The following is a 12,482-nucleotide window of genomic DNA, read 5'->3' on the forward strand; positions in this document are numbered from 1 at the left end:
GAGTTCGTCGTTCATTCGGGGAGTTCCTCGACTGGCGTCATATGCAGCCGAATGACCTGCTGCAGGGGCGCGCCATCGGCCCCCGTAACCTCGTTGTGCAGTCGTTCGCCGTACTTTTTCGGATCCCACTTGGCCAGCAGCTTGAAGCGCGTCTCAATCTTGAGCTTGCGATGCCCAAGCATGTCGCCACGCCGCTCCTTTACCCCGTTCTCACTGGTCTCAGTCTCGACGCCTTCCTCTGGCGTGTCAGCGATGATCAGCGTGTCTTCAAAGATCGCCTCGCGTCCCATCACCCTCGCACGCGCGATGTGTGCCGCAAACTCAGGGATATCTTCAGTCCAGTGATACACCGTGCGCCAAGCAGGCATCCCCTCCTCACGGCAGATAGCGCGAAGTGGCTCGCCTTCTGCAACGCGCTCACAGATAGCGTCGGCCACCTCTTGGGAGAATGTGCTCTGGCGTCCCATCACAGCATCGAGATAAGTTTTTCGAGCTTCTGCACCAGCTCACCTTCGGATACAGCAATCCCGTTGTGAAGCTTGTGCAGAATGTCGCTGGCGTGAGCCTTCAGGTCGGCGGCAGCCTGGGTGACCGTAGTGATCGGCGCTTCGACGTGCTGTTTCGCCAGTTCATAGATGGCTTCCAGATGCTGGGCAATGCGCGAATGAAGCGGCTCATCGGCCGAACTTGCGGCGATGGGCGATGTGCCAACGTCCAAGGCTGCAATCGGCGCAGATGGCGGCATAGCGCTTTCGGGTTGGCCGTCCGCACTGGACGCATTGCCGTTTGGGGATTCAGATGCCGATTCCACAGGCGCGGAGGTAATGCTCGTCGAAGAAGATTCGGCAGAAGTTGCAGTTGCAGCTTCTACCGTGCTCGCCTCCCCCGTCGGCTGCACCTCGGGCGCGGCGGTCGGAATCGTTTCCGTCATCGGCGTTTCGCTACCGGCTTCATCAGGCATGGCTTGCTCCACTGAATGCGGCACCATAGGCCGCGTTTTGATATCCGCGTGTCCAGGTAGCGAATGCAGCACTCATGAGCGGATACGGGCAACTGTCGCGGGCCATGCCGACCTCAAATGCTTCGGCACCTTCTCGCATCAGCTCCTCGATTTGCTCGCGGGTAAGCAAGACTTCGCTCTCTTCGGGTGAATGCCGAAGATGGTAAGCAGCGGGAATTTCTATGGCGAATTAAGCGCGTCGAATGCCCATCGCAAGACGCATCAGCCGCCAAGGGTCATATCCCGTGAGCGGTTCTTTCATGTCCCCAGGCTGAAGACGGCGCGTTGCCACACTCATTTGACCGATTTCAGGAATCCAGTAATTTCGCCGGAATCCGCGCACCTCGCGGGAGGCGAACATGGAGCCTTGATCGACTGCCGATTCAAGGAAATCTCGGATGGTTTCCTTTGGTGCATCGAAGATAAGCGCAAGAGCATCTGCGCTATAGGGCTTGCCAGGAGCAAGCGTTGAGGTAATGTTTTCAAGCGTCAGCGGCAACAACGTTTTGCGTGGTCGCATGGCATTTCCCCGGTAAGACTGCCCGTAACTCAGGAGCCAGAGGCCGAGTACGCATCGGCGTAGCGAAGTGCTCAGTTCGTCAAACGACGTACCGTTCCACGCAGATCCACCCCGCGAAGATCAGCCCGCAGCACGCGACAATGCACATGAGCGCGGGCACACGCAGGTCAGGCGGCAGCGGAACACGCTGACGTTGCTTGAGCGGCACTACGGTCTTTTGGTCGCGGGGTTCGTCCATTACATGGCCTTCCCGATCTCTGCGGCGGCGCGGACGATGGCGCGGCGGGTCGCTGCGGCCAAATCATCGTTGTTATCAATCGCGGCCTCATCGTAGGTCTCATTGCTGTCTCTAGCGCCCCATGTCCTGGCCACGTCTTGCCAGTCTGGGAATTGCAGCGGAATTTTTAGTTTCACCGCCAGCCGCAGCGCGTCGCCGTCGTCCATTAGTGGGTTCCATCGTCGGATCGGACTTCCGTCATCCTCCACAATCCAAACAGACGTTCTGTCAGAACGAGTCAACATCCCCGCCGCCTTAGCCGCCAGTTCCAGCATTTTTTTGTCGGTCATCACACGCTCCCGAACAGCGCAGCAGTGAGCGGATGACGCGGCGGAATTGGCGCAGTTCCGAAACGGTGCTTCACGCGATTGACGCGGGGCACGCCATCACCCCGAAACCCTTGGATGCTGCATTCCCCGTCATCAACAAGGGAATACTCTCGCGCCTCGACGGTGCTTGAATGGCTTCGTCCGGCACTTACCTTTCTGGTGCCCACGATGTAGGCTTCCTCATTTTCCAGAAGTCGATCGATAGCCCGATCGACCCCGTTACGGGTTAGCCCGCTTTCCCTTTGCAGGTCTTTGGCCGTGGCCCGCTTCAGCTTCTCGAGCGTCCTGCGGATAATGTCCGTCTGGCTTTCACCACCGCGCGTGCCGAGATTCATGATTCGAGCGCGCTTGCAAATGGTGTTCATCCCTATCCCGAAATACTCGGTCAGCTCCTTGGTGGATGCCTTGCGCTTCCACATTTCCCGGAGCGCCTCCTTCTGTTCCTTGTTCCATGAATGGCGTATGGTCATATCAGCCTCTCAATAGATAGTCGACGGCTTCGGCTCGATGACTTGCAGCGTCACCACAGACTTGCCGCCCTTCACGATCTGCCCACGGTCAACAACCAGCACGTCAACCTGCGAGTCATCCAACATCACCCCGGCATGCGTCAGGGCGTCCAGACAAGCCTTGATACGGTTATCGATGTCCTGCCGTGCTCGAGTTGCCGGATGCAACCTGATACGCACCTCGAGGCGTTTGTCGTCGAACGTCGGCGCGCCGGCAGCGGCCACCGCAAGGCTGACCGCGCGGATGAACCGCATATACTCAGCAGAACGGTAATTCCTGCCCTGGCCATTGCGCCAAATCCGGTTCGTGCTCGGCGGCATTGGGAGTTCGAGAGAAAGGCTTTTCATGCCTGCTTCCGATGGCTGGGCCAGTCGAACACCACCACACGTCCACCACCCTCACGAAGCCGGTCAAAAGCCCGCTCACCGATGAAGGTCTCAAGCTCCTTCACGGCCAGATTGCTGATCAGGATCGTGGGCTTCACGGCCTCGTAGCGCCCATTGATGATCTCGAACATGATCATTTTTTCGGTGTCGCTTCCGAACTGGACGCCCACCTCGTCCAGAATCAGCAGGTCAGGCTCGATCAGGCGATCAATGGCCTGCTCCTCCGAGATATCCGAGCCCTTGCGGTATGTTTCCTTGACGGAACGCACAGCCCCGAGCACAGACGTGAACACCGCGACCATTTCTCGATCGATCACGCGCCGCGCGATGCCGATGGCCAAATGTGTTTTGCCGGTACCGACACCACCGCAGAAAATCAGGCTCGAGCCGTCGGCAAGCATCGCCTCGAAAGCATTCGCGTATGCCGTGGCCACGGCGAGGGCATTCTTGGCTCCAGGCGTCGATGCAACGTAGCTTTCGAGCGACCTATCGGCGAATCGTGGCGGGATGGCGGCGCGACCCAGCAGCTTGTCTGCGATCTGCTGGCGACGCTCCGCGGCCTCGACGCGCTGGCGTTCCGCCTCGGCTTCGCGCATCCGAATGTCGTTGCAGGTCGGGCAATCAGTCCAACCGCCTGGGGTCTTGGTGGACTTGAATTCGCCGTGCTCAACACAGGTACGCGACTCCGTAGGCCAGTCAGAAACGCCCATCCGGCCCAATGCCTGCGTGATAGTCCTGGCTTCCAAAGTTCCCATGCTTGCTCACCGTTCCGTTTGCGGCCTTGACCGGGAAAAATCCCTGCCACGATTTCAAGACCGTCTGGTTGATCACCGCTTCGACGTCCTGCCCTTCATCCCTCAACTTCTTCAAATCGCCTACAGCAAGTTCCTTGGCGTAGTCGGTCAGAGGCTTCTTGATTTTTTGCCGCATCTCGACGAATGCTCTCCACGGATCAGCAGGCACCCAATCCGGAAGTTCGAAACCTATAGCTTTTCCTTTCCTTCCTTTCGGTGTTGTTTGCTTTACCTTTCCGTGTACCGTTTTTGGTACTGTTTCATGGGAAAATTGGGACTGTTTAGCGGGAAAAACGGTACTGTTTGAAGGAAAAACGGTACTGTTTACATTTTCGTTACTATCCCGTTTTTGGTACTCTTTAACGGTGCCGTTTTCGGTATCGTTTAAGCTGCCTTCATCGTCATTACCACTTCCGCCAACAGTCCCGTTTTCGGAACCGTTTAAAATGAAAACGGGGATTTGCCCGGTGTCCCCGACACGTCGCCCAGTTTCGGAAATCAGACCCAAATCTTTCAATCTCGCGATGTTCGCCATCACGGTTTTGCGGTCTTGCCCAGTGTTGGCCGCAAGGGCAGCAACGGACTGGAACGACTCCCAAGTCGTACCGTCGGCACGATGCGCCATCACCACCAGGACGAATTTCGCCGTGGAGTGCTTGATGTCTTGAGCCAATGCCCAATTGACAGCCTTGTATCCCATCTAAATGGATGCCTCCGGGAGCATCCCGGCAGCGATCAGAGCGCCGTCAGGGACTTTCATGTCACGTTGCTGTAGCCACTCGATGCACCAGCGCAGCAAGTCCATCTGCGCGCCGTAGCGCTCCTCGAAGAGGAGCCTTGTAGGGGTGGACAGCTACTGCCGTCCCGTTATCCTGGTGATGGCCGCCACAGAGAGGCAGGACGAGCCAATGCGCGTCCGGCTTCGTGCGGCCATCGATGTGATGCAAAGAAACGTAATCGTTGAAAATGCCCTCGAAACGGCACGCGACACATCCGATGTGACGGCACAGGTCATCGTGGAAATGCTTTTGAGCGGAGGTGGGAGAGCGGCCTTTCATATCGGGTCAGAGATTCCAATCGATGCCAAAATCGCGCGCGGCCTCGACCTCAATGCGCTGGATCAGTTCTGCAAAGTGCCCGACCGACATATCGGCGGTAGACCAATAGACCTGGATGATTTCGCCGCCATCTATTACGTATTCGTCCTTAAGCAAGAAGCGCCGGCGGTAGTACTCCTTCCAGAACTCCATCGGGTACTGGCGGCCGTTCCACCAAGCGTTATCCGCGATCTCCTGAAGCATCGCGTGGAGCTTCCGGTTCTGTTGGCTATTCCGCTTCTTCTCGTCGCTCGTGACGATCAGGCGGATCGGTTCGCCCCGCTCAAAGCAGGCGAGCGCGTTGGCCTTCACGAAAGCGACGATGCTAGGCAGCACGCCGCGGCGATCGACGCAAAATTCCCGATAGAGAGCGGCCATCAATCGCCCCGCAGCGCCAAGTACGTCGGAATGGCTATGGCCAGAAACACGACGGCGCTCATGATGTAAGCAGTCATTAAGCTGCCCCTCCTGCGCTCACCTGCTTGATCAATGCCAGCACGTCAGGCAGACGCTTCGCCAACTCTTGAAGCGCTCGATCCTGCTTCGCTTTCTCGTCCTGCAAATACTTCTCGATCAGGAAATAGACCGGCGTCAGGTCGCCCGTGGCTACCAGATACTTCTCAAGGTCATCCACGGAAAACTTGCGGGGGTCATCGGGATCGCCGCCAAGCTTGCGAGAAAGCGTCGACTGCGACATGTCCATGTCCGCTGCAATAGTCTTCAGCGGGTTGGAATGGGAGTAGGCGCCAGCACGGACACAGGCCAGCAAAGACTGATGGCGTTCAGCCAAACCCGGCTGAAAATCAAGCGTCATCTGCTTAGTGGTGATTACCGTCATGTTGTTTTCCTGTAGTTGCCGGTACGAGAAAGCCCAAAATAAAGACGTCTCTTCGGACGCCACACCAACAAAAAAGAGGGAGCCTCAGACCATGCGAAAATCGAAATCGGCTGCCAGGCCATCAACTTCAAAACTCATGACGAGAGGACTCCGTGACTCAAAATTCATACCCAATCAACGACGATCCGTTCAATCTCGTCGCCGCCGTGCTGCACGCCATCTGCGATTCATTGCCAGCCGATACCAGGCTTCACATCGCAGCGTCTTTGCAAGACAAAGCCGCCCGAATGAACGAAGACGCGGAAAACGCCGAACAGCAACGATTCGCACTGGATCTAGCGACGCTTGCGGAATTGGCCCGAGAAGGCCCGGAATCTGCTTCAGGGATGCTGGACGCGGGGATGCCCCGGTAGCGTGTGACAAACGCGAGAGAACCCAAAGCCGCGCATTGAGACGAGCCTCATCCATTTCTTCTGGCGTGCTCATCTCAGGCGACCCCCTCAAGAGTCATGCCCCCGGTACTACTTTCCGGTGCCCCTGCGTCCTCTTGTGGAACGCTGGGGCTTGCTCGGAAACGGGGGTCTGTGCTTCGGAGGTAAGCGAAGTGCTTGGCCTTGTCAGGGCGCAGCGACTCGCATCGGACAGCACCTTGAGTCGCCATTTCGATTTCAACGCATCGATCGATTGGGACTGGGCGCTCGTTTTTCAGCCACTGCGAAATCATTTGCGGACTTACTCCGAGGACGGCCGCGAGCGCACTCGGGCTTCCAAGCAAGTCACATGCACGCCGGATCGGGAGGTTTTCGTCTTTATGGTCCATAAAAATCATGGTAAGCATTGCTTTATATAAAGTCAAGCATTGCATGACGCGGAAGGCACACATGTATATTCAAGCAATGCTTAATCCAAAGAACCCAACAGCGCCCGATGTGGCCGCTAGGCTCAAGACCGCTCTCAAAGCGTCCGAGAAGAAGGCGGCGGATCTTGCGCGCGCGTTGCGAGTGACGCCCCAAGCTGTGAGCGGCTGGTTGAAGACGGGCCGGATCGACAAGGCGAAGATTCCCGAGGTCGCGCGCGAACTCGGCGTGACATCGGACTATCTTTTGGCCGGGGAAACGATGCGCTCCAACGTGGCGGAGCCTGAGCTGCGCCAACGGCGTGTTCCGGTCATCAGCTATGTGCAGGCCGGCGCTATGGCAGAAGCGGTCGACGCCTACCCGATAGGAGGGGCTTTACGCCATGTGTATGCGACCGTTGAATGCTCAGATTGCACGTTCGCCCTAGAAGTTGAAGGCGAGTCCATGCTCCCTGACTTCAAGGAAGGAGACGTGATTTTTGTCGATCCGCTGGTACAGCCGAAGCCGGGACAGTTCGTGGTCGCCAAGAATTGCGAAGAGAAAGCCACGTTCAAGAAATACCGACCGCGCGGCGTCGACGAAAACGGCAACGATGTATTCGAACTTGTTCCGCTAAATCCAGACTTCGCAACGATCTATAGTGATCGACAGCCCATGCACATTGTTGGGACGGTGGTGGAGCATCGAAGGAATCTAACGCGGTGACTGAGGGAACTGTCAGGAGATAAAAATGAAAATGTTCGTAACGCTGTTATTGCTTTGCGCCTCCGCAGTGTGCTTTGGGCAAACGCCCCGTCAATTTCAGGATTGGACGGTGGGCTTCGACGACGGCGGGAATGTCTATGCGATTACGACCAACTCGAGCGGTGAAGCATTCGGAAAGAAATGCTTTCAATCGGAAGCTACATGCTATTGGATGCTAGGATCGAAAACACGTTGCGAAATGAACAGCCAGGGCCCAGCACTTTTCAATGCCGATTCCGGATCCTCGGCACATACGATCCAATGCGGCCAGTTTTTGACGGAATTCAAGCTATATACTTACATCATTTTCGACCCTGATCAGATTGATTCAATCGCGGCCAATAATCGGGGCCTGATAGGAATAGCTTATGGCATCGGAAATAGCTTATTCAAGGTCAACCGGTTCTCAATGGCCGGTGCATCTGATGCCATAGCCATGATGCAGTCGCTTGCAAAAGCCATCCAAAACCAACGCAAGCAGGATACTTCCAGCAAAACTCTCTGACTTTCCCGCACCTCGCAGACCCGCTCCGGCGGGTTTTTTTTCGAGGGGCGATATTTTTTTGGCCACAACATCAAGCATTGCTTGCCTTATGAAAAGCAATGCTTTATATTTGTCTCAAGTTCACACGAACACCGAGGCAAACGCCTCACATCCACAAGGAACGCGAGGCAAGCTATGAACGCACCCATCCCAGAGCAACTACGCAGCCAACTCGACGTGATGACGCAGCCGGAAGCGGCTGAGGTTCTGGATCGCATTGAGACGGACTTCGACGCCGCCGTCACTGCCCGCGCATCGCTGATCGAGCGTGCTGCGCTTCCCGAAGACATCAACGATGTGCTGGGGGGCTTGGCGAAACCGGAGGACGTGACGGTGATCTGCGCGGCGTTTCGGTCGGGCGTAAAAGGCGTCGCACTGACCATTGCGCTCGGACAGGTGATGGAGACCATCCTTCGCCGCGAATGGCGCGAGACGGCGGAAATCGAATGCCTGCGCGTGGCTGAATCTTCGGTGCGAGTGGGGTTCTCTGTTGCCGACATTTCCCAAGCAGACCTAAAGCGCGCTGCTGCTATTGCGCAGATGGGGGTGAAGGTATGAGTGACCACAAGACCGTGACGTTTGATGCGAGCCAGTGGCAACTGGTGCCGAAGGTGCCGACCGGGGACATGCTAATCGCGGGCAATAATAAGAAGAATTACGGCATTTCTTCGGACGTTTATGCCGCCATGCTCGCCGCCGCCCCCACGCCAGCAGATGCGAGCCAGTGGCAGCCGATTGAGACGGCGCCACAAGGAACGATGATCCTGTGCGCCAACATGCGCGCAACGCAAGCCAAGGATTGGGCATATGTTGCGTGGATTGCTGATGGCAAGGTTTGCGGACATCGCGCCGATATGCCGACGCACTGGATGTCGCTTCCCTCCGCCCCCGGAAGCGCCCCCACGCCAGCCGCACAGAGCGCAGGGCAAGAGGTGGTGGCCTATCTCGTGTCCGATCAATCCGGACCTAAGAGTGTGTGGCTGCGCCGTGAGAATGCCGCCATTGACGCCGCCGAACAAGGTGTCATCGAGCCGCTGTATCGGCACGCCGCGCCCGTGAATGCCTCTGAGCCGGTGACGTGGCGCGGACTGACTGAGAGGGAGATAGACGATTTCGTTGAAAGAATTTGCGACTATGGAACGGGCTTTGTGTCCCCTCTTGATGCGCTCGTCAGAGAGATCGAAGCGAAGCTGCATGAGCGCAACGCCGCGCCCGTGAATGGCGGAAAACCCACAGCGCCATCCGAGAAATGCCCCATCTGCGTAGCATGGGAAGCATCCGGTAAGCCTCTAGGCTCCATTGGAGACCCCGGCCAGCATCACTGTGTTGTGCCCGTGAATGGCGGCGAGCTTCACCCTGACCACGTTCTTGTCAGTAAGGAATTGCTGCTAAAAGCTGCTCAGGCAATCAATTGGCATCTTGAACCCGGCAGTCCGGACGAACATGAGGCAGTGTTTAAGCGTCTCGTTGATATCGTGAATGGCGGCGAGCGCGCGCAAGCAATCGAAGAAGCCGCTCAGATCGCTGACGCGTTCAAGTGCGGCACCTGCGGCATGGACGGCAAGTGCGCGGCGGCGATTCGAGAACTCAAAAGCCAGCGCGCCGCAGATGCGCCGCAATCTAACGCCATCAACGCGGAACTGCTGGAGGCGCTGGAAGGAATGCTTGCTGAATCCGTTTATCTCTCAGACGAATACCTTGCAATTTTCAAAGATTGGCCAAGCGATAAGACGATAAACGGCTGGGACAAGGCGCGGTGGTTACGCGCGTCTGAGGCGGTGAAAAAAGCCCGCGCCGCCCTCTCCAAAGCACGAGGTGAACAGGTATGAGCCACGACAACCCGACACGTCGAAAGGTTGAGGCGGACAGGCCGAAGTTCATCGAGTTTCTGATCGCACGCGGAGCACAGGTGTTGCGCCCGACGAACGATTGGGAACTGGTTCGATTTGACTGTGCCAAGGGCGTTGCCATCATCTATGGCAACTCTAAGGGCGGAACAACGTTTACCGGCGAAGCACTCAGGGCATGGAACGCATTCAAGTTCAGTCACGCGTGGTCAGCAGGCGCACGGACTGCACGCCGGAAGATGAGCCCTATCGTTGCAACGCTTCTTGAGCGTGATGGAGACCGCTGCTTCTACTGTAATGGCCATACGACCGAAACGGATCGCACCGTAGAGCATCTTGTTGCGGCGGCTCATGGCGGACCGAACCACATCAGCAATCTCGTGCTTGCCCACGCCGCTTGCAATCAACGCGCAGGGCACCTGAGCGCAATGGAAAAGATCCGTATGCGCGATGAACAGAGAGGTGAAGTATGACCCCCGACTACTGCGTGCGCTGCGGCCGACAAGGCCATACATCCGACGAATGCTCGCTTCGCTACCGACAGCCTGCACCAACGCTGATGGAGCGTATCGACCGCTTCGCCGCCCGATTCCCCGGCGTTGCTGCGCTGATCTTCATCGCTGTGATCGCACTCGGTGCAGGAATCGCTGGCGCCCTCGATGCTGACGATGCTTTGCATGTCGCGCAGTCCATCGCTTCTCGGAGCGTCTGATCATGGATCCGCAATGGTGGGCCGAAGTCGGCCAACGTGAAGAATTTGAGCTTGGAGAGAATCATGACGACAACGAACAAGGTGTATCAGGCGATCAACAAGGTGCAGAAAGCACTCTCGGAAACCGGGATCAGCAAGGATCGCCGCAATCAACAGCAGGGCTATCAGTTCCGGGGGATTGATGATGTGTACAACGCACTTTCCCCGCTGCTTGCTGAGAACGGGCTATGCATCCTGCCGCGCATGCTTTCTCGTTCATGTGAGGAACGTCAGACGGCGAAGGGCGGTGTGCTGTTCTATGTGACTGTCGAAGCGGAATTCGATTTCGTCAGCGCCGAGGATGGCAGCAAGTGTGTTGTGCGCACCTATGGCGAAGCAATGGACAGCGGCGACAAGGCTACCAACAAGGCCATGAGCGCGGCATACAAATACGCGGCTTTCCAGACGTTCGCCATCCCGACCGAGGGCAATCCAGACGCTGATAGCGAAACGCATAGCGTCTCCCCGAAGGTTCACGAAGAAGCAAAGCCGAGACTGAACTTGGACGATGCAGTCGTTGCTCTGCGTGAAAGTGATTCGCTCGAAAGCCTGCAAGGTGTTTTTGCTACAGCCTACAAAGCGGCTACCGCTCAGCAGAAGCCCGAACTCAAGACGGTCTATGACAAGCGCAAGGCCGAAATCGAAACCGCTATGGAGACCGCGTGATGACTGCCCTCTATGTACTCGCTGCCGAACATCGTGCCGCCGTCGAGCAACTGGAAGAACTGAATCTTGATGAAGCGACTTTCAAGGACACGCTCGAAAGTCTCGGCGGAGAACTCGAACCTAAGGCCATCAGCACGGCGATGGTCGCGCGAAATCTCGAAGTACTAGCCGAGCAGATCAAGGCCGCTGAAGCCGAAATGGCGAAGCGCCGGAAGGTGATCGAGAACAACGCCGACCGCGTGCGCCGTTATCTATTGACTCAGCTTCAGATTGCCGGCGTGCAGAAGATCGACAGCCCGTATTTCAGCATCAGCGTGCGCAAAGGCCCTCCTGCTGTACTGATTGAGGATGAAGCGCAGCTTCCTGTCGACTATCTCACTCAGCCCGAGCCGCCCGCACCGCGTCCCGACAAGGCGCTGATCAAACAGGCGATTCAAGATGGATTCGACGTTCCAGGTGCAAAGCTCGTGTCGAATCCGAGCCTGCAAATCCGCTGATTTCGAGGCGCCCGGCGGCCGTGCTGCTGAATGGTGGCGAACAGCCGGGATTTACATACTGATACGGAGAGTGAGATGACTTTAGACGAAATGATCGCAGAGTTTGATCGGATTGGAAATCTGTCATATGCAGATCCGAATTCCCCTACCTGGGAAAAGATTGCAACGGAGAACCGTCTAGCAAACCGTCAGGATTTGCACGCGTTCATGCTTCTGGAATCAATTCTCCCGTATTCCGATGAACGTGGCCGAGACATGGTTTGTTCGGCTGAGCATTACCAAATCTGGTTAGACGTAGATATCGAGGATCTGGCCGACAAGATATCGAGCGCTCAAATCTCCGAGCTGGTTGCATGCGGGGTCTTCTACGACTCGGATGTCTCATCTTTGGGGATGTTCGTATGACCTACATGGACCCCCGCCCCGAAGGGCTGAATACCGAGCCTGCGCCGAAGTCTGTGGTGGAGACGCTCAAGCCTCGCACCTGGCACAAGGGAACGCCTCCGCATGTGGGGTGGTGGAACGCTCGAACCTTCGAAGGGGCATTCTGCCAAGGTCAGATGTGGGGTTGGTGGAATGGTCACTGGTGGAGCAGGTTCTGCGACCCCATCGAGCACACCGCAGAAGTGGCTGGCATACGCGCAACCGTTAAAGGCGCTCGTCATGTCGCTGAAATCGAATGGACCGACTACTGGCCCGAGAACGCCCGCGTGCCGCGCGTCAATCCGAATGAGGTGGAAGCATGAGCAGAAGCGGATACAGCGACGATTGCGAAGGCTTCGGACTGTGGCGTGGCCGCGTGGCATCTGCAATCCGCGGAAGACG

General features: G+C 57.0%; 25 protein-coding genes. 11 read left to right on the plus strand and 14 right to left on the minus strand.

The genetic code is table 11. From position 1 onward, the window contains the following. Nucleotides 1-11: 11 nt before the first annotated feature. The 13 genes from OYT13_RS15850 to OYT13_RS15905 form a co-directional block, all read right to left on the minus strand. Nucleotides 12-467, minus strand: a complete 456-nt coding sequence (locus OYT13_RS15850) for a terminase (protein ID WP_268566577.1) — start codon at nucleotides 465-467, stop codon at nucleotides 12-14. Then, nucleotides 467-961: a hypothetical protein gene (locus OYT13_RS15855; protein ID WP_268566578.1), complete on the minus strand. Its 495-nt coding sequence runs from the start codon at nucleotides 959-961 to the stop codon at nucleotides 467-469. Before OYT13_RS15855 ends, OYT13_RS15850 begins: the two co-directional genes overlap by 1 nt. Then, entirely contained in the window at nucleotides 954-1,130 is a 177-nt protein-coding gene (locus tag OYT13_RS15860) for a ribosome modulation factor (protein WP_268566579.1), read from the minus strand. Before OYT13_RS15860 ends, OYT13_RS15855 begins: the two co-directional genes overlap by 8 nt. 60 nt (nucleotides 1,131-1,190) lie before the next feature. Beyond that, nucleotides 1,191-1,520, minus strand: a complete 330-nt coding sequence (locus OYT13_RS15865) for a hypothetical protein (RefSeq protein ID WP_268566580.1) — start codon at nucleotides 1,518-1,520, stop codon at nucleotides 1,191-1,193. Nucleotides 1,521-1,599: 79 nt separating this feature from the next. Beyond that, on the minus strand, nucleotides 1,600-1,758 hold the full coding sequence (locus OYT13_RS15870; RefSeq protein ID WP_268566581.1) for a hypothetical protein: 159 nt from the start codon (nucleotides 1,756-1,758) through the stop codon (nucleotides 1,600-1,602). Beyond that, nucleotides 1,758-2,087 carry a hypothetical protein gene (locus tag OYT13_RS15875; RefSeq protein WP_268566582.1) on the minus strand — a complete coding sequence of 110 codons (330 nt, stop codon included), beginning with the start codon at nucleotides 2,085-2,087 and terminating at the stop codon, nucleotides 1,758-1,760. The genes OYT13_RS15870 and OYT13_RS15875 overlap by 1 nt, the downstream gene beginning before the upstream one ends. Further along, entirely contained in the window at nucleotides 2,087-2,596 is a 510-nt protein-coding gene (locus tag OYT13_RS15880; protein ID WP_268566583.1) for a hypothetical protein, read from the minus strand. The genes OYT13_RS15875 and OYT13_RS15880 overlap by 1 nt, the downstream gene beginning before the upstream one ends. A gap of 9 nt (nucleotides 2,597-2,605) precedes the next feature. After that, on the minus strand, nucleotides 2,606-2,983 hold the full coding sequence (locus tag OYT13_RS15885) for a RusA family crossover junction endodeoxyribonuclease (RefSeq protein WP_268566584.1): 378 nt from the start codon (nucleotides 2,981-2,983) through the stop codon (nucleotides 2,606-2,608). Next, a complete protein-coding gene (locus OYT13_RS15890; RefSeq protein ID WP_268566585.1) occupies nucleotides 2,980-3,777 on the minus strand; it encodes an ATP-binding protein in 798 nt (265 codons plus the stop codon). Before OYT13_RS15890 ends, OYT13_RS15885 begins: the two co-directional genes overlap by 4 nt. Next, a complete protein-coding gene (locus OYT13_RS15895) occupies nucleotides 3,719-4,516 on the minus strand; it encodes a helix-turn-helix domain-containing protein (protein WP_268566586.1) in 798 nt (265 codons plus the stop codon). The genes OYT13_RS15890 and OYT13_RS15895 overlap by 59 nt, the downstream gene beginning before the upstream one ends. A 61-nt stretch (nucleotides 4,517-4,577) precedes the next feature. After that, nucleotides 4,578-4,874: a Ref family recombination enhancement nuclease gene (locus OYT13_RS25300; RefSeq protein WP_442796416.1), complete on the minus strand. Its 297-nt coding sequence runs from the start codon at nucleotides 4,872-4,874 to the stop codon at nucleotides 4,578-4,580. A gap of 6 nt (nucleotides 4,875-4,880) precedes the next feature. Further along, nucleotides 4,881-5,291, minus strand: a complete 411-nt coding sequence (locus OYT13_RS15900; RefSeq protein WP_268566587.1) for a recombination protein NinB — start codon at nucleotides 5,289-5,291, stop codon at nucleotides 4,881-4,883. A 76-nt stretch (nucleotides 5,292-5,367) separates the two neighbouring features. Further along, nucleotides 5,368-5,751, minus strand: a complete 384-nt coding sequence (locus OYT13_RS15905) for a phage regulatory CII family protein (protein WP_150590747.1) — start codon at nucleotides 5,749-5,751, stop codon at nucleotides 5,368-5,370. 152 nt (nucleotides 5,752-5,903) lie between these two features. Here OYT13_RS15905 and OYT13_RS15910 point away from each other — a divergent pair, with 152 nt between their 5' ends. Then, nucleotides 5,904-6,164 (plus strand): hypothetical protein, encoded by a 261-nt coding sequence (locus tag OYT13_RS15910; protein ID WP_268566588.1) that lies wholly within the window; start codon nucleotides 5,904-5,906, stop codon nucleotides 6,162-6,164. Nucleotides 6,165-6,238: 74 nt separating this feature from the next. Here OYT13_RS15910 and OYT13_RS15915 read toward each other — a convergent pair whose 3' ends face one another. Continuing rightward, a complete protein-coding gene (locus OYT13_RS15915; RefSeq protein ID WP_327198098.1) occupies nucleotides 6,239-6,634 on the minus strand; it encodes a transcriptional regulator in 396 nt (131 codons plus the stop codon). Here OYT13_RS15915 and OYT13_RS15920 point away from each other — a divergent pair. From OYT13_RS15920 to OYT13_RS15965, 10 genes are all read left to right on the plus strand, one after another. Continuing rightward, complete coding sequence (locus OYT13_RS15920) at nucleotides 6,633-7,313, plus strand: LexA family protein (protein WP_268566589.1); 681 nt, start codon at nucleotides 6,633-6,635, stop codon at nucleotides 7,311-7,313. The two genes, OYT13_RS15915 and OYT13_RS15920, sit on opposite strands and share 2 nt — an antisense overlap. Before the next feature lie 25 nt (nucleotides 7,314-7,338). Then, entirely contained in the window at nucleotides 7,339-7,857 is a 519-nt protein-coding gene (locus tag OYT13_RS15925) for a hypothetical protein (protein WP_268566590.1), read from the plus strand. 174 nt (nucleotides 7,858-8,031) lie between these two features. After that, on the plus strand, nucleotides 8,032-8,454 hold the full coding sequence (locus OYT13_RS15930; RefSeq protein WP_268566591.1) for a hypothetical protein: 423 nt from the start codon (nucleotides 8,032-8,034) through the stop codon (nucleotides 8,452-8,454). Then, nucleotides 8,451-9,725, plus strand: a complete 1,275-nt coding sequence (locus OYT13_RS15935) for a hypothetical protein (RefSeq protein WP_268566592.1) — start codon at nucleotides 8,451-8,453, stop codon at nucleotides 9,723-9,725. The genes OYT13_RS15930 and OYT13_RS15935 overlap by 4 nt, the downstream gene beginning before the upstream one ends. Further along, nucleotides 9,722-10,216, plus strand: a complete 495-nt coding sequence (locus tag OYT13_RS15940) for an HNH endonuclease (protein WP_268566593.1) — start codon at nucleotides 9,722-9,724, stop codon at nucleotides 10,214-10,216. The genes OYT13_RS15935 and OYT13_RS15940 overlap by 4 nt, the downstream gene beginning before the upstream one ends. After that, the gene (locus OYT13_RS15945; protein ID WP_268566594.1) at nucleotides 10,213-10,455 is read left to right on the plus strand and encodes a hypothetical protein; all 243 of its coding nucleotides are present in this window, start codon (nucleotides 10,213-10,215) and stop codon (nucleotides 10,453-10,455) included. Before OYT13_RS15940 ends, OYT13_RS15945 begins: the two co-directional genes overlap by 4 nt. A gap of 63 nt (nucleotides 10,456-10,518) precedes the next feature. After that, nucleotides 10,519-11,160 carry an ERF family protein gene (locus OYT13_RS15950; RefSeq protein WP_268566595.1) on the plus strand — a complete coding sequence of 214 codons (642 nt, stop codon included), beginning with the start codon at nucleotides 10,519-10,521 and terminating at the stop codon, nucleotides 11,158-11,160. Beyond that, entirely contained in the window at nucleotides 11,160-11,657 is a 498-nt protein-coding gene (locus tag OYT13_RS15955; protein WP_268566596.1) for a siphovirus Gp157 family protein, read from the plus strand. The genes OYT13_RS15950 and OYT13_RS15955 overlap by 1 nt, the downstream gene beginning before the upstream one ends. A 75-nt stretch (nucleotides 11,658-11,732) precedes the next feature. Then, nucleotides 11,733-12,062, plus strand: coding sequence for a hypothetical protein (locus OYT13_RS15960; protein WP_268566597.1), 330 nt, complete (start codon nucleotides 11,733-11,735; stop codon nucleotides 12,060-12,062). Next, nucleotides 12,059-12,403 (plus strand): hypothetical protein, encoded by a 345-nt coding sequence (locus OYT13_RS15965; RefSeq protein ID WP_268566598.1) that lies wholly within the window; start codon nucleotides 12,059-12,061, stop codon nucleotides 12,401-12,403. Before OYT13_RS15960 ends, OYT13_RS15965 begins: the two co-directional genes overlap by 4 nt. Nucleotides 12,404-12,482 lie beyond the last annotated feature (79 nt).

Source organism: Pandoraea sp. XJJ-1 (genome assembly GCF_026802345.1).
Lineage (GTDB): Bacteria > Pseudomonadota > Gammaproteobacteria > Burkholderiales > Burkholderiaceae > Pandoraea > Pandoraea cepalis.

Bases quoted from the DNA above. Each gene is read 5' to 3' on its own strand.
- OYT13_RS15965 (WP_268566598.1), top strand. From the start codon at position 12,059: ATGACCTACATGGACCCCCGCCCCGAAGGGCTGAATACCGAGCCTGCG.
- OYT13_RS25300 (WP_442796416.1), bottom strand. From the start codon at position 4,874: ATGAAAGGCCGCTCTCCCACCTCCGCTCAAAAGCATTTCCACGATGAC.
- OYT13_RS15855 (WP_268566578.1), bottom strand. From the start codon at position 961: ATGCCTGATGAAGCCGGTAGCGAAACGCCGATGACGGAAACGATTCCG.
- OYT13_RS15935 (WP_268566592.1), top strand. From the start codon at position 8,451: ATGAGTGACCACAAGACCGTGACGTTTGATGCGAGCCAGTGGCAACTG.
- OYT13_RS15890 (WP_268566585.1), bottom strand. From the start codon at position 3,777: ATGGGAACTTTGGAAGCCAGGACTATCACGCAGGCATTGGGCCGGATG.
- OYT13_RS15870 (WP_268566581.1), bottom strand. From the start codon at position 1,758: ATGGACGAACCCCGCGACCAAAAGACCGTAGTGCCGCTCAAGCAACGT.
- OYT13_RS15960 (WP_268566597.1), top strand. From the start codon at position 11,733: ATGACTTTAGACGAAATGATCGCAGAGTTTGATCGGATTGGAAATCTG.
- OYT13_RS15875 (WP_268566582.1), bottom strand. From the start codon at position 2,087: ATGACCGACAAAAAAATGCTGGAACTGGCGGCTAAGGCGGCGGGGATG.
- OYT13_RS15920 (WP_268566589.1), top strand. From the start codon at position 6,633: ATGTATATTCAAGCAATGCTTAATCCAAAGAACCCAACAGCGCCCGAT.
- OYT13_RS15905 (WP_150590747.1), bottom strand. From the start codon at position 5,751: ATGACGGTAATCACCACTAAGCAGATGACGCTTGATTTTCAGCCGGGT.
- OYT13_RS15940 (WP_268566593.1), top strand. From the start codon at position 9,722: ATGAGCCACGACAACCCGACACGTCGAAAGGTTGAGGCGGACAGGCCG.
- OYT13_RS15945 (WP_268566594.1), top strand. From the start codon at position 10,213: ATGACCCCCGACTACTGCGTGCGCTGCGGCCGACAAGGCCATACATCC.
- OYT13_RS15850 (WP_268566577.1), bottom strand. From the start codon at position 467: ATGGGACGCCAGAGCACATTCTCCCAAGAGGTGGCCGACGCTATCTGT.
- OYT13_RS15880 (WP_268566583.1), bottom strand. From the start codon at position 2,596: ATGACCATACGCCATTCATGGAACAAGGAACAGAAGGAGGCGCTCCGG.
- OYT13_RS15955 (WP_268566596.1), top strand. From the start codon at position 11,160: ATGACTGCCCTCTATGTACTCGCTGCCGAACATCGTGCCGCCGTCGAG.
- OYT13_RS15915 (WP_327198098.1), bottom strand. From the start codon at position 6,634: ATGTGTGCCTTCCGCGTCATGCAATGCTTGACTTTATATAAAGCAATG.
- OYT13_RS15925 (WP_268566590.1), top strand. From the start codon at position 7,339: ATGAAAATGTTCGTAACGCTGTTATTGCTTTGCGCCTCCGCAGTGTGC.
- OYT13_RS15930 (WP_268566591.1), top strand. From the start codon at position 8,032: ATGAACGCACCCATCCCAGAGCAACTACGCAGCCAACTCGACGTGATG.
- OYT13_RS15865 (WP_268566580.1), bottom strand. From the start codon at position 1,520: ATGCGACCACGCAAAACGTTGTTGCCGCTGACGCTTGAAAACATTACC.
- OYT13_RS15900 (WP_268566587.1), bottom strand. From the start codon at position 5,291: ATGGCCGCTCTCTATCGGGAATTTTGCGTCGATCGCCGCGGCGTGCTG.
- OYT13_RS15885 (WP_268566584.1), bottom strand. From the start codon at position 2,983: ATGAAAAGCCTTTCTCTCGAACTCCCAATGCCGCCGAGCACGAACCGG.
- OYT13_RS15950 (WP_268566595.1), top strand. From the start codon at position 10,519: ATGACGACAACGAACAAGGTGTATCAGGCGATCAACAAGGTGCAGAAA.
- OYT13_RS15895 (WP_268566586.1), bottom strand. From the start codon at position 4,516: ATGGGATACAAGGCTGTCAATTGGGCATTGGCTCAAGACATCAAGCAC.